A 12,123-nucleotide genomic window follows, 5' to 3' on the forward strand; every position below is an offset into this window, starting at 1 on the left:
CCCGGACGGTACCGGTCGGCATCGGCGACTCCAAGGCCCTGCCGGCGCACGACTTCGACGAGAGGTCAGGCGGATCCTGCGCCAGCTCACGGCCAATGTCTCCGAGAACCTGACCGGGACACCCCGGTAAGGGCTCCCCCGCCGGCGGCAGCCGACGCCCCCTGCACCAAGCCGTCCCTCACCTGCATGGACGGCTGATGCCTGCTGCCACCACCCGCGCGGTCAGGCGGTCCCGGCGTGATGGTCCAGCAAGCGGTTGAGCAACTCCACGAGCTGGTCGCGTTCGGTCGGATTCAGCGGAGCGAGCAGCTCGTCGTGGAGTGTGTCCAGGACCTTGTCGAGGCGGCGTAGTTGACGGCGACCCTTGGCAGAGATCGTAATGATGTTACGGCGCTGGTCGTCGGGATCGGGCGCCCGCTCGACGAGGTCACGCTCCGCCAGTTCGTTGAGCACACCGACCATGTCGCTGCGGTAGATGCCGGTGCGCCTGCTCAGCGTCGCCTGACTGCCCGGCCCGAAGTCCTGCAATGAGGCGAGTACGGCGTAATGCCACTTGCGGGCGTCGGCCTGTGCCAGCCCCTCGGTAATCAGCCGGTCCGACCGCGCGGTCAGCTGCGACAACAGCCGGCTCGCCCGTCGACGCAGCCGGTCGGGCGTCTTGCGCGCGCCGTCGTCGGGCAGGTCTGCGGCATCGGCTCTCGTCATGGCGCCGATTCTACCCGTTGCGTTAGTCCGACTAACGATGTACGTTCGCTCGCGCCAACACCGTTAGTGCAACTAACGGCAGTTGAGAGAACTCCAGGAAGGAAGATCCGCTATTCCCACCAAGACCCTGCAGATTCCCACCGCCGACGGCCAGGCCGACGCTTTCGCCGCCTTTCCCAACGACGGCGCGCCGCACCCGGGGGTGCTGTTGTACTCGGACGCCTTCGGCCTGCGGCCCGAGTTGGTGGACAAGGCCCGCGAACTGGCCGGGCACGGCTACTACGCGCTCGTCCCCAACCTCTACTACCGGCACGGCCCGGCACCCGTGGTGGAACTTCCTGAGTACATCGGAGAAGAGGTCCGGCCCGCGGTCATCGCGCAGCTGATGCCCGTGCTCGAGGCGCACACCACCGAACATGCCCGGCGCGACGCCGATGCCTACCTCCGGTTCCTCACCACCCAGCCCGAGGTCAGCGCCGGACCCGTTGCCGTGATCGGCTACTGCATCGGCACCCTCTTCGCGATGCGCACCGCAGCGGCCCACCCCGACCAGGTGGCCGCCGTCGCCGGATTCCACCCCGGCTTCGTGGTCACCGACACACCCGACAGCCCGCACCGCCTCATCCCCGAGCTCACCGCCGAGGTCCATCTCGGCCTCGCCGACGACTTGCCGTCCGAGGCGATCAGCGAGCTCAACGAGGCTCTGGATGCCGCAGGTCTCGGTCACACCATCGAGATCTACCCCGGCACCGTCCACGGCTTCACCATGTCCGACACCGAAGCCTTCAACGCCTCCGGGCTGCAGCGCCACTGGGACCGCCTCCTCCCCCTCCTCGCCCGCACCTTGGGCAAGAGCTGAGGCTCGGGGCTGGTGCATGCAGGGCCTGGAGAGTTTCTCCCACGTCGAGGTTCTCCTCGTCTTCGACCAGTTCCCAGAGCCGGACGAGTACCGGCCGTTGCCCCAGCGCGGCCGGTCTGACCTGCCCGCCATCGGCGTCTTCGCCGCGCGCGGTCCGCGTCGCCCCAACCGCATCGGTGTCACCTGCTGCCGGTCACGGCCGTGCGCGGACGGGACCTGGAAGTTGTCGGTCTTGACGCGGCCCTATCCGGCCCGCAGCACACGGGCGGCGAAATCCCGGACCTGCTCCAACACGCCCATGCCGTCGTGGCCGAGCCCGGGTACGACATCGAAGGCGACGTCGATCCCGTGGGCGCGGTAGTTGTCACGCAGTGCCGAGATGCGTTCGACGCGGGTGCGGCCGACGGCGTCCGCGCCGTCCATCCAGTTGGAGTCGCCCGGGTTGTTGATCTCCCAGGTCTCGGTGTCCTCGGCGCCGATCACCATATGCACCGGAACGTCGCGCACTTGGTCCAGGTCGACAGGGGCGCCGAATCGTTCGGCGAAGCCCTTGGTGCCCAGCCACCACTCCCGTTCCGGATCGATCAGCGTGACCCTGCCCGGGGCGCCGATGGAGACTCCGGCGAGCCGGTCCGGATGCAGCAGGAGGAACCGGTGAGCGAACTGGCCGCCGCCGGAGAAGCCGTGCAGCACGAACCGCGAGGTGTCGATATCAACCCGCTCCGCGGCCTCGTCGACGATCGCGAGCAGCGCCAGGTCGAAGCGGATGCCCTGGTGCGCGATGAACTTGAAGTTGTGGAGGTCGTCGGGGTCGTCACCGAGCCCGGCGGGGAAGAGCGGGGCGAGCACGACGATGCCGTGCTCCTCGGCGAACTCGGCCATCGCGTCCCGGTACTGGGGCCCGGAGCGGCCGGTGCCGTGCTGCATCACCAGCAGGGGGAGCGGCTCGGCGGCCGTCTCCTGCGCGGACGGGACGTAGAGACAGTACGAGAGACGCTGGTCGTAGCGGGAGGCGAACTGCGTGGTGGCGCCGGTGACATAGAAGGCGGAGGTGGTCTTGGTACGGGCGGCGGCGGTGACGGCAGGGCTGCTTGTCATGGGGCGTGGACCTCGATCTTCGTGGTGCGGTCCCGCTCACCCTCGCCACGAAAAACGCGCGGCTCAAGAAGATTGCCGCCCGTACGTCAATCTTCCCGGTACGAGGACGGGTTCAGCGGTGCAGGGCGGCGAGCAGGTCGTGCCCCAGGGTGCGGACCGCCTCCTGGTCCAGCTGGTAGTGGACCTGGGCGCCGCGGCGGTGCGTGACCACCATCCCCGCTTCGCGCAGCCGTCGTAGGTGCCGGGACATCTGCGGGGGTGTCATCGCGTACTGTTCGGCCAGTTCGGTCGTGGTCATCGCCTCCCGCAGCAGGGTGCGGCACAGGTCGATCCGGAGCGGTTCCTGGAGAGCCTTGATTCGGTGCCGCACCAGGTCGAGGGAAGGCGGGCCCATGCTGCCGGGTCCCCGCACCGGATACTGCACCACCACCGGAAAGCCCGGATAGTGCTTGATCGCCAGATGCGGGTTGACGTGCAGGGACGGCGTCAGGAGACAGTCCGTGCCGGCCAGCGGCACGCGTGCCTGGTACAGCTTCTCGAACTCGATCCGCGGCGGATCTGCCAGCAGCCGCGCGCTCGGGAACGAGGCGAGCACCGCCACCCCGTCGTTCCGGTGCTCCGCGAACCGGGCCCTGACCTCCGCCCGCAGAGGCCCGGCCAGCCGCTCCCACTCCGCGCCGAACCACTCCTCGCCCGCCGCGGTGAGGAACCCGGTGACCGTGTCGCGCAGCCCCTCGGGGTCGGACAGCAGCCGGGCGCCCAGCGTGAACCGCTCCTCGGCATGCTGCCGCAGCCGTGACAGGAACCGGTCCGGCTCCTCGAGCGGTGCCCCGGGCCGCGGCGAGTTCTTCCCGAGCAGCGCCTGCGCCGTCATCCCGGTGAACTGCTCCAGATCCAGGGTGGTGATGTCAGCGATCTCCTCCTCGAGCGAGCGCTCGACTCCCGCCGACAACGGCAGTAGATAACGGGCCCGGAAAGCGCTCCACAGCGGCGACAGCGCGACGGCCCGGGCGAGAAGCGCGGGGTCGGCGTCCTGCCGTACCGCGTCCACCCAACGGCGGCTGGCCGGATGGTGACCGGGTGTCTGCAGGGCGTGCAGACAGGCGCAGAGTTCGGCGAGCGGGGAGAGCCGCGGAGCCACGGCACGGTCCGGATCAGGACCTGGTTCGATCACGACGGGCATCCGCCGACCCTCAAGGATTGATTGCTTACTGTCAATCCTCTTGCTGCCGCGACACCGGGGCACGCAGGATCCCCCGACACCTTCCCCATACCCGCCCCCTCCGCGCTGGAGCTCATCCATGTCCCCGTTCGTTCCCCCCGGGCCGGTCCCCCGCCCGCCCGGCCTGCGCCGCCCCGTGCTGTTCGCCTTCTTCGCCACCGCGCTCACGGCCGCCCTCGGCGGCTGCGCGTTCGGCCCGGTCGACTCCGGCGCCACCGTCGAGGACTACCCCGCCCGGGGACTGGCGATCCTCGCCCCCGGCAGTGTCGGCGGCGGCTTCGACTCCCGTGCCCGTGGCATCGGTTCGGCCCTGAACAAGTGTGGGATCACCGGTCAGGACATCACCGTGTCCAACGCCCCGGGCGCCGCCGGAACCATCGGCCTGGCACGGATGGCGGGCCGGGCCGACGACCCGTACCAGCTGATGACCATGGACACCGTCACCCTCCTCGGCGGTGAGATCCAGAACCACTCCCCGGTCTCCCTCACCCAGCTCACCCCGGTCGCCGGCCTCACCGTCTCCACCACCGCGATCGTCGTACCCGCCCACTCTTCGCACCGTGACTTCGCCTCCCTGATGCGGGCGATGGCGAAGAACCCGCGCGGCACGAAGTGGGTCGGCGGGTCGCTCGGCGGCCCGGACCACATCACCGTCGCCTCGCTCGCCGAATCCGCGCATGTGCCCCCCGACAAGGTCACGTACGTGCCCACCGGCGGCGGGGGCGAGGTCCTCAACATGCTGCTCAGCGGTGTCGCCACAGCAGGGCTCTCCACGCTCTCCGAGATCCGCCCGCAGGTCGAGGCCGGAAAGCTGCGCATCCTCGCGGTCAGCGGCGGGGACTCACCGAAGGATCTCGGAACGCCACCCACACTGGAGCACCTGGGCTACGGCAAGGACGCCGTGGACGCCATCGGCGGCGTGATGGCCCCGCCCGGGCTCAACCGCACGGAACAGCGCGCGGTCGTCGCACTCATGGACAAGATGCGCCACACCGACTGCTGGAAACGCACCTTGCGCGAGAACGACTGGGACGAGGTCTGGCTCCCTGGCAAGAAGTTCGGCGATCTGATCCGCCGTCAGCGCGGCCAGGTCGGCGGCGTCCTGAAGGAGGTCGGGCTCGGATGACCACCCCCGCACCCATCCCGGACAACAGGCGTCCGCTCGCGCCCCGGATCACGGCTGCCGCCTTCCTCGTCGCCGGATTCGCCGTGCTGACCTTCGCCTTCACCATCCCCGACGCCGCCCTGGCCGAAGGCACCGACGTCGGCCCGCGCTCCTTCCCCCTCCTGGTCGGCGCCGGGCTCACCGTCGTCGCCGCCCTCAACGCCGTGCAGTGCTTCCGCGGCACCGACCCCACCCAGGACAGCGCGGCCCGCGAGGAGGCCAGGGTCACCGAGTGGCGTCCGGTCGGCCTGCTGGTCGCTGCCCTCGCCGCGTACTGCCTGACCCTTGAGTTCTTCGGCTACTGGCAGACCAGCACGGTCCTGTTCGCTGTCGTCGCCCGTGTCCTCGGCAGCCGCCGCGCCGTGCGCGACGCGCTCATCGGACTCGCCCTCGCCGTGACCGCGTACCTGCTCTTCGACCGGCTCCTCGGCATCCATCTCCCGCCCGGCTACCTGCGATTGGCGTTCTGACCCATGGACGTGCTCTCCCACCTCGGCGACGGATTCGCCAACGCCTTCAGTCCGGTGCACCTGCTGCTCGCCTTCGCCGGCTGCCTGCTCGGGTCCCTGGTCGGTGTGCTGCCCGGACTCGGCCCCGCCACCACCGTCGCCCTGCTCCTGCCCGTCACCTACGTCGTCGACCCCGTCGGGGCGCTCGTGTTGTTCGCCGGCATCTACTACGGAGGCATGTACGGCGGATCGACCACCGCGATCCTCCTCAACGTGCCTGGCGAGACGGCCTCCGTTCCCACCACCCTCGAGGGCTTTCCGATGGCCCGTGCGGGCCGGGCCGGCGCGGCCCTCGCCACCGCCGCCATCGGCTCCTTCGTCGCCGGCACGATCTCCACCGTCGGCATCACCTTCGCCGGGCCCGCCTTCTCCGCCATCGCCGAACACATACAGCCCGCCGAGTACTTCGCGGTCATGGTGCTCGCCTTCGCCACCGTCACCGCGGTCGTGGCCGAGGCCCCGCTGCGCGGATTGTGCAGCCTCTTCCTGGGGCTCGCCATCGGCCTTGTGGGCATCGACAGCCTCACCGGGCAGGCCCGCTACACCTTCGGCGTCCCCGAACTCTTCGACGGAATCGCCCTGGTGGCCGTCGCCGTCGGTCTCTTCGCCATCGCCGAGGCCCTGTACACCGCGGCCCGGCTGCGCCGGGCGCCCGACCCCGATCCGCTGCCGCTGCGCGGCCGCATCGGCATGACCCGCGACGACTGGCGACGCTCCTGGAAGCCCTGGCTGCGCGGCACCGCCCTCGGCCTGCCCATCGGTGCGCTCCCGGCCGGCGGCGCGGAGATCCCCACGTTCCTCAGCTACAACTTGGAACGCCGGCTCTCCAAGCACAAGCAGCAGTTCGGCAAGGGTGCCATCGAAGGCGTCGCCGGCCCGGAAGCCGCCAACAACGCCGCCTTCTCCGGTGTCCTGGTCCCGCTGCTCACCCTCGGCATCCCCACCTCGGCGACGGCTTCGATGCTGCTCATCGCCTTCCAGATGTACAACGTCCAGCCCGGACCGCAGCTCTTCGAGACCCAGCCGACGCTGGTATGGACGCTGATCGCCAGCCTCTACATCGGCAACGTGGTGCTCCTCGCCCTGAACCTGCCGATGATCCCGCTCTGGGTGAAGCTCCTGAAGATCGAACGCCCCCTGCTCACCGCCGGAATCCTGCTCTTCGCCGCGCTCGGCGTCTACGCCCTCTCCCAGAGCCCGTTCGACCTGGGCGTCGCCCTCGCCTTCGGTGTCCTGGGCTTCCTGATGCGCCGCACCGGATACCCTGTGGCCCCTCTGGTCCTCGGCGCTGTCCTCGGCCCCCTGACCGAGACCCAGTTCCGCCGCGCCCTCACCCTCGCCGAGGGCGACTGGACAGTCTTCATCACCCGCCCCCTCTCGGCAGCCATCCTTGTGCTGGCCGCACTCGCCCTGATCGGTCCGTTGTTGATGCGACTCGTCCGCACACCCGCACCGGATGACGGAGAGGCCGATGTGACAGTGCCCGAAGACAACCACCCTGCCGGCAATGCTGCGCCACGATGAATGCTGTCGCCTCCGACTTGGGGCGGCAGGGCGGTGACCGGTGGAAAACAGGTCCGCGCCCGAGTCGAGCACGCCATCGCCCGCCCCCGGTCAGCACTCAGACGGTGGCGGTCGCGAGGCCGAAGCCGATGCCGATGTCGATCAGTACGACGCCTGTGGTCCGCCGCCCCAGTGCTCTGCGGATCCGCGGCTTCTCCAGGGCCCGCTCCCGCCTGGACAGCAGGAACACGTAACTGCCCAGCCAGGCGAGCGTGAGTGCGGCGCGGAGGAGGACGAGGAGCGCCGTGGCCAAGGCAGCCGGAATTGGGGCGGCGCCGGCGTGGGGAGCAGTCCGGTGCAGGAGACGGCGATCTTCGGGTTGAGGACGTTGCTGACCAAGCCGGTCCGCCACGGGCTCCCCGTGGGCCGGGCCCCGGTGGTGCCGGGATGCGTTGCGGTGGCGGGTGCAGCGTGGCGGTTCTGCCACAGCGCCTGCGCGCCCGGGAACACCAGGTAGCAGGCGCCCAGGAGCTTGACGGGCAGGTAGGTCGAGGGCGAGGCGGCCAGCACGACTGCGAGTCCGGCAGCCATCGTGAGCGCGCCCCAGACCAGCAGTTCCGGTCTCCCTCCCGCCACCCCTGACGCCCTCCTACCGATGATCTTGGCCAGTGCCCCCGCCTTCAGGCGGGGGGTGTAGGCCATCTCAAGACTGCTCGGACCCGCAGGTCAGTACGGGCGTTTTTGCTGCTCGATGTACTGACGGACCACCGATATCGGTGCTCCGCCGCATGAGCCAGCGAAGTAGGAGCGGGACCAGAATCGGCCGTGCATGATGGCCCGGTTGGCCTGGCCGGTGAACTCCTGCCGCAGGTACCGCGAGCTGACGCCCTTCAGGCTGTTGACCAGCTTCGAGAGCGTGACTTTCGGAGGGTAGTGCACCAGAAGATGCACGTGATCGCGTTCGCCGTTGAACTCCTTCAGCTCCGCATCGAAGCTCCCGCAGACCTCGCGCAGGATCTCCTCGCAGCGCGTCAGCATGGCGTCATCCATCATGCCCCGCCGGTACTTCGTCACAAACACCAAGTGCACATGCAGGTTGTAGACAACGTGTGCTCCGCGCCTGATGTCGGGCGCTGCTTCCCATCGTGGTGACGTGCACCAAGCGTAGGATGAGTAGCGTACCGATCAACGAGCGGACCGGGGAGGGAAGTTGAAGCAGCAACGCGGCCACAAGGCCCGGCTTGACCTCACCCCCGTCCAGTTGTGGAAGATCGAAGACCAGGGCCACGCCGCCCGCGCGATGTGGAACCTGCTGCACGACTTGTGGACGATGACGCCGAAGTGCCAGCGGTCGCTGTCCCGCATGGACGCGGAGATACGCCTCGACTGGCTCGCCAAGCTCCCCGCCCAGGCCGCACAGCAGATCCTCAAGACGTACATCCGGGCCTGGGTGAACTGCTGGGAAGGGCGTGCGCAGGAGCCGAACTTCAAGGCCCGGTTCCGCACCCGCGCGGCCGTCGACATTCCCCAGGGGCGCGACCTGCGCATCACGCGCATAAACCGCCGCTGGGGCCAGGTGTGGGTACCGATAGTCGGCCTGGTCCGCTTCCGCTGGACCAAAGACCTCCCCGGCACCACCAAGAGCAGCCCCGCCGCTCGCGTCACTGGGGCCCGTCTGGTCAAGGATGCCCTCGGCTGGCACATCGTGTTCCGCACTGAGCTGACCGTGGACGAGCCGAAGCCCCACATGGGTCCCGGCGTCGGCATCGACGTCGGTATCAGCCGCCCCATGGCCCTCTCGGACGGGACGTTCCGAGACCACCACACGTGGCTGAGGCCGAAGGAAGCCGAGCGCCTGCGTCGTCTGGAGCGCACCCGCGAACGACAGAAGCAGCACCGCAAGCCGGGCGAGAAAACCTCGAACCGGCTTCGCCGCACCAACCGCCTGATCGCCGGGTACCACGCGAGAGCCAAGCGCCGCACCCTCGACTGGCAGCACAAGACGACCACCGGCATCGCCGACATGTTCGGCGTCGTCGGAGTCGAAGCACTCAAGATCACGAACATGGTCAAGTCAGCCAGAGGCACCGCCGAGGAGCCGGGAAAGAACGTCCGGCAGAAAGCCGAACTCAACCGCTCGATCAGCGCAGAGGCATGGGGCCGAACGGTCACCCTGCTGGAATACAAACTCTCCGATCGGGGCGGACACCTGATCAAGGTCCCCGCCCCGAACACCTCACGCCGCTGCCACGCCTGCGGTTTCATCACCGAAGGCAACCGCGAGACCCAGGCCGTGTTCGTGTGCAAAAACGAGACCTGCGGCTGGTCCGGCAACGCCGACACCAACGGCTCGTTCAACATCGAGATAGCCACCAAGTACCAAACGCCCCAGGAAATTGTGGGTGTCAGGACGTGGAGCCTTAGCCAGTGGGCAGGCCGTGAAGCGTCAACCACCCATCCAGTCGCACTCTGACACGGATGGGATTCTGCCCCGTTTACGGGGCGGAGGATTTCAAAGACTGCGCTGCCAGGTCTGCCCGACCAGGTCCTGGCCGAAGCTGTGGTGGGGCTCTTCGGCGACGAGTTCGAAGCCGTGCTTCTGGTAGATGCGCCGGGCCGAACCGAGCACGTCGTTGGTCCACAGGGTGATCGCCTCGTACCCGGCTTCCCGAGCGAAGCTCAGGCACTCCTCGACCAGGCGGGCTCCCAGGCCCAGGCCGCGCGCGTTCGGGTCGACGAGCAGCAGGCGCAGCTTCGCCGTCCGATCGTCATGGCGAACGCAGAACACGCAGCCGGCCCGCGCTCCGTCGACCTCGGCGATCCAGGCCGCCTGCGGACCTGGGTTCTTCCCCTCGGCGTAGTCGGCGACGATCCGGCTGACCAACGTCTCGAAGCCGGTGTCCCAGCCGAACTCGCGGTCGTAGGACTCACCGTGCGCCATCACCACCCAGCCCAGGTCGCCGGGCCGGCCCAGCGCCCTGACAACCGTCTCGCGCTCTGCCATGTCGACCTCGCCTCCCGTCTCGCTCACTGAAACGACTGTTTCAGTAGACTAACGCGGTGAGCCGATCCGAACCAACCCCCTCCCCTCGACGGCAGGAGCTGCTGGAAGCGGCCTATGCCTATGCCCTGCGCAGCGGTCTGGGCGACCTGTCCCTGCGCCCGCTGGCCGAGGAGATCCACTCCAGCCCGCGCGTGCTGCTTTACCTGTTCGGCAGCAAGGACGGCCTGATCCGCGCCCTGCTCGCGCGGGCCAGAGCCGACGAACTGGCACACATGCAGCAGGTCGCCGAGTCACAGGACCGGGGCGAGGGGCTGCAGCCTGTCGCCCGGGAACTGTGGCGATGGCTTTCCGACGAGGCTCACCGCGGGCTCCTGACGCTGTGGGTCGAGAGCTATGCCCGTTCCCTCATCGAACCCGACGGGCCGTGGGCCGGGTTCGCCCGCGGCACGGTCGGCGACTGGCTGGCGCTGCTCGCCGTCGGCCAGCCCGCCGCGCTACGTGACACCGAGGCCGCTCTCACCCAGCGCACCCTAGTACTCGCGGTCCTGCGGGGCGCGATGCTGGACCTGCTCGCCACGGGCGAGACCGCGCGCACCACCGCCGCGGTGCATCATCAGCTGGCCGCTCTGGAGTGACGCGTGTCCGTCTCGATCACGCGGGGGCCGCGGTGGCCTCGCCTTCAGGACTACGTGGCCTGGGCGCCGTCACCGACCGTGCGGACAGGTCGAGTTCGTCCCGGCTGTTCATGTCGAACGCGGACGAGCCGAACCGGCTCTCGGCGCCGCCGCATCGATCGGGTCGTCGCGCACGCTAGCTCCGCGGGACGTCCTTGACGAACACGATCCCGTCGTACCCGTCCAGGTGGGCCGGATCGAGTGGGGCGTAGCCGTAGTAGGGGGACACGCGGGCGGTCGGCCGCGTGTCGCCGAGGGCGGCGGTCAGGCCGTGGGCATCGACGACATTGAGGTCCTCCTGGAGGGCGTAGAGAAGTCCTTCGACGGTGTCCGGGGGCGGGGTGTCCACTCCCTGGTGCTGGATCGTGCCGAGGGCCGTGGCCAGGAAGGCGTACCCCTCGCCCAGTTGGGAGTTCACGAGCGCGCCGGCGCTCCACCACTCCAGCGACTGGCCGCCCATTCGCATGGTGCTCTTGTCCCGCTGGAGATGGCCGTTGTGGGCGTGGACCAGTGCCGGGTCCCGTTCGGCGAGGGCGAGGAGGTTTGCGGCCATCATCGAATCCCGCAGGCCGACCAGCCGTGTCATGCGGCTCGGTGAGTTGTGGGCCATCCAGAAGTGGTAGCGCAGCAGGCCCGTTGCGGTACGCCCGTACAGGCGCGCCCGGTCCCAGTCGTCCCGCGATGTCGCTGCGATCAGGTGAGGGGTCTGCTCGTCGAACAGCGCCACCAGATCGTCGGCGAGCAGCCGCAGTTCCCTCGCCTCGGCCGACTGCCCCACGGACTCGGCCGGGTCCAGCATCGCCGCGGGATTGGTCCACGGGGCGTCGGCACCGAGAAGACGGTCGAGTGTCTCCGCGGTGCAGGGAAGCAGGCTCGCGTCCGCCCAGGCCGAGAGGTAGCCGTGCAGTGCGGTGAGGGCCTGCCGGGGGCTCGCGGCGCCGGTGATCTCCAGCGGGCCGTCGAACCCGGCGAAGCGGAGCCGCTCGGACTCGGGCCGACCCTCGTTGTGGGCACGCATCCGACGTACGAGCTCGCGGTTGGCCGCAGACTCTCCCCAGCCGTGGCTGAATCCGTGCGCCATGACTGCGTCGAGGGTGCCCGTGCCCGTGGTGACGTAGTCGTCCACGACCAGGCCCATCATGCAGTCGCTCTCGATCGCGATCGTCCGGAAGCCCTCCTGCTCTACGAGTTGCCGGAAGAGCTCGTTGCGCACGTCGAGCAGGGCGTCCTCACCGTGAGTGGGCTCCCCCAGAGCGAGCAGCCGCGGCCGGGTCGGGAGCAGCCTCATGACGGCGGCCGCTTCGACAGCGTGGGCGGTGTCCTTGATGTCAGTAGCCATGCCTTAAACGCTATCGTTGAACCTTCGATTGAAACTTTCTCGCGA

At 69.1% G+C, this 12,123-nt stretch carries 14 protein-coding genes and 1 pseudogene; 7 read left to right on the plus strand and 8 right to left on the minus strand.

Annotated features, from left to right (window positions below):
- Positions 1 to 222: 222 nt before the first annotated feature.
- On the minus strand, positions 223 to 705 hold the full coding sequence (locus CG723_RS30670; protein ID WP_100596772.1) for a MarR family winged helix-turn-helix transcriptional regulator: 483 nt from the start codon (positions 703 to 705) through the stop codon (positions 223 to 225).
- 112 nt (positions 706 to 817) lie between these two features.
- Between CG723_RS30670 and CG723_RS30675 the strand changes: the two genes are divergently transcribed.
- Positions 818 to 1,564 (plus strand): dienelactone hydrolase family protein, encoded by a 747-nt coding sequence (locus CG723_RS30675; protein ID WP_100596843.1) that lies wholly within the window; start codon positions 818 to 820, stop codon positions 1,562 to 1,564.
- A 16-nt stretch (positions 1,565 to 1,580) separates the two neighbouring features.
- The gene (locus tag CG723_RS47970; protein ID WP_234374603.1) at positions 1,581 to 1,925 is read left to right on the plus strand and encodes a TrmO family methyltransferase domain-containing protein; all 345 of its coding nucleotides are present in this window, start codon (positions 1,581 to 1,583) and stop codon (positions 1,923 to 1,925) included.
- Here the strand turns inward: CG723_RS47970 and CG723_RS47975 are convergent.
- Together CG723_RS47975 and CG723_RS30690 are read right to left on the minus strand one after the other, a co-directional pair.
- Positions 1,808 to 2,662 (minus strand): PHB depolymerase family esterase, encoded by an 855-nt coding sequence (locus CG723_RS47975; RefSeq protein ID WP_100596773.1) that lies wholly within the window; start codon positions 2,660 to 2,662, stop codon positions 1,808 to 1,810. The two genes, CG723_RS47970 and CG723_RS47975, sit on opposite strands and share 118 nt — an antisense overlap.
- A gap of 112 nt (positions 2,663 to 2,774) precedes the next feature.
- Positions 2,775 to 3,845 (minus strand): ArsR/SmtB family transcription factor, encoded by a 1,071-nt coding sequence (locus CG723_RS30690; RefSeq protein WP_100596774.1) that lies wholly within the window; start codon positions 3,843 to 3,845, stop codon positions 2,775 to 2,777.
- Between the two features lie 118 nt (positions 3,846 to 3,963).
- On the opposite strand from CG723_RS30690, the gene CG723_RS30695 reads away from it, so the two are divergent.
- Genes CG723_RS30695 through CG723_RS30705 form a run of 3 tightly spaced genes read left to right on the plus strand, consistent with a single transcriptional unit; the run spans position 3,964 to position 7,082 of the window.
- The gene (locus CG723_RS30695; protein WP_100596775.1) at positions 3,964 to 5,010 is read left to right on the plus strand and encodes a Bug family tripartite tricarboxylate transporter substrate binding protein; all 1,047 of its coding nucleotides are present in this window, start codon (positions 3,964 to 3,966) and stop codon (positions 5,008 to 5,010) included.
- Positions 5,007 to 5,519 carry a tripartite tricarboxylate transporter TctB family protein gene (locus tag CG723_RS30700; RefSeq protein WP_100596776.1) on the plus strand — a complete coding sequence of 171 codons (513 nt, stop codon included), beginning with the start codon at positions 5,007 to 5,009 and terminating at the stop codon, positions 5,517 to 5,519. Before CG723_RS30695 ends, CG723_RS30700 begins: the two co-directional genes overlap by 4 nt.
- 3 nt (positions 5,520 to 5,522) lie before the next feature.
- Positions 5,523 to 7,082, plus strand: coding sequence for a tripartite tricarboxylate transporter permease (locus CG723_RS30705; protein ID WP_100596777.1), 1,560 nt, complete (start codon positions 5,523 to 5,525; stop codon positions 7,080 to 7,082).
- A 97-nt stretch (positions 7,083 to 7,179) separates the two neighbouring features.
- Here the strand turns inward: CG723_RS30705 and CG723_RS47980 are convergent, their stop codons facing one another.
- The 3 genes and pseudogenes from CG723_RS47980 to tnpA all read right to left on the minus strand — a co-directional run bounded on the left by CG723_RS47980 (position 7,180) and on the right by tnpA (position 8,186).
- Positions 7,180 to 7,374 carry a hypothetical protein gene (locus tag CG723_RS47980; RefSeq protein WP_234374614.1) on the minus strand — a complete coding sequence of 65 codons (195 nt, stop codon included), beginning with the start codon at positions 7,372 to 7,374 and terminating at the stop codon, positions 7,180 to 7,182.
- Positions 7,375 to 7,484: 110 nt separating this feature from the next.
- Positions 7,485 to 7,763 (minus strand): annotated as a pseudogene (locus CG723_RS49025) (hypothetical protein); the annotation flags it as partial.
- 24 nt (positions 7,764 to 7,787) lie between these two features.
- Positions 7,788 to 8,186 carry an IS200/IS605 family transposase gene (tnpA, locus tag CG723_RS30715; protein WP_100596778.1) on the minus strand — a complete coding sequence of 133 codons (399 nt, stop codon included), beginning with the start codon at positions 8,184 to 8,186 and terminating at the stop codon, positions 7,788 to 7,790.
- 85 nt (positions 8,187 to 8,271) lie between these two features.
- Between tnpA and CG723_RS47990 the strand changes: the two genes are divergently transcribed.
- Positions 8,272 to 9,534 (plus strand): RNA-guided endonuclease InsQ/TnpB family protein, encoded by a 1,263-nt coding sequence (locus CG723_RS47990; RefSeq protein WP_234374604.1) that lies wholly within the window; start codon positions 8,272 to 8,274, stop codon positions 9,532 to 9,534.
- A 39-nt stretch (positions 9,535 to 9,573) separates the two neighbouring features.
- Here the strand turns inward: CG723_RS47990 and CG723_RS30725 are convergent, their stop codons facing one another.
- Positions 9,574 to 10,065 (minus strand): GNAT family N-acetyltransferase, encoded by a 492-nt coding sequence (locus CG723_RS30725; RefSeq protein ID WP_100596845.1) that lies wholly within the window; start codon positions 10,063 to 10,065, stop codon positions 9,574 to 9,576.
- Between the two features lie 56 nt (positions 10,066 to 10,121).
- On the opposite strand from CG723_RS30725, the gene CG723_RS30730 reads away from it, so the two are divergent.
- The gene (locus CG723_RS30730; RefSeq protein ID WP_100596779.1) at positions 10,122 to 10,700 is read left to right on the plus strand and encodes a TetR/AcrR family transcriptional regulator; all 579 of its coding nucleotides are present in this window, start codon (positions 10,122 to 10,124) and stop codon (positions 10,698 to 10,700) included.
- Positions 10,701 to 10,875: 175 nt separating this feature from the next.
- Here CG723_RS30730 and CG723_RS30735 read toward each other — a convergent pair whose 3' ends face one another.
- On the minus strand, positions 10,876 to 12,078 hold the full coding sequence (locus tag CG723_RS30735) for an erythromycin esterase family protein (RefSeq protein ID WP_100596780.1): 1,203 nt from the start codon (positions 12,076 to 12,078) through the stop codon (positions 10,876 to 10,878).
- Positions 12,079 to 12,123: the final 45 nt, after the last annotated feature.

It is taken from the genome of Streptomyces sp. CB01635 (assembly GCF_002803065.1).
Lineage (GTDB): Bacteria > Actinomycetota > Actinomycetes > Streptomycetales > Streptomycetaceae > Streptomyces.

Excerpts from the sequence above, each read along its gene's own strand:
- CG723_RS47975 (WP_100596773.1), bottom strand. The coding sequence starts at position 2,662 with ATGACAAGCAGCCCTGCCGTCACCGCCGCCGCCCGTACCAAGACCACC.
- CG723_RS30735 (WP_100596780.1), bottom strand. The coding sequence starts at position 12,078 with ATGGCTACTGACATCAAGGACACCGCCCACGCTGTCGAAGCGGCCGCC.
- CG723_RS47970 (WP_234374603.1), top strand. The coding sequence starts at position 1,581 with ATGCAGGGCCTGGAGAGTTTCTCCCACGTCGAGGTTCTCCTCGTCTTC.
- CG723_RS30670 (WP_100596772.1), bottom strand. The coding sequence starts at position 705 with ATGACGAGAGCCGATGCCGCAGACCTGCCCGACGACGGCGCGCGCAAG.
- CG723_RS30690 (WP_100596774.1), bottom strand. The coding sequence starts at position 3,845 with ATGCCCGTCGTGATCGAACCAGGTCCTGATCCGGACCGTGCCGTGGCT.
- CG723_RS30725 (WP_100596845.1), bottom strand. The coding sequence starts at position 10,065 with ATGGCAGAGCGCGAGACGGTTGTCAGGGCGCTGGGCCGGCCCGGCGAC.
- CG723_RS30700 (WP_100596776.1), top strand. The coding sequence starts at position 5,007 with ATGACCACCCCCGCACCCATCCCGGACAACAGGCGTCCGCTCGCGCCC.
- CG723_RS30695 (WP_100596775.1), top strand. The coding sequence starts at position 3,964 with ATGTCCCCGTTCGTTCCCCCCGGGCCGGTCCCCCGCCCGCCCGGCCTG.
- CG723_RS30705 (WP_100596777.1), top strand. The coding sequence starts at position 5,523 with ATGGACGTGCTCTCCCACCTCGGCGACGGATTCGCCAACGCCTTCAGT.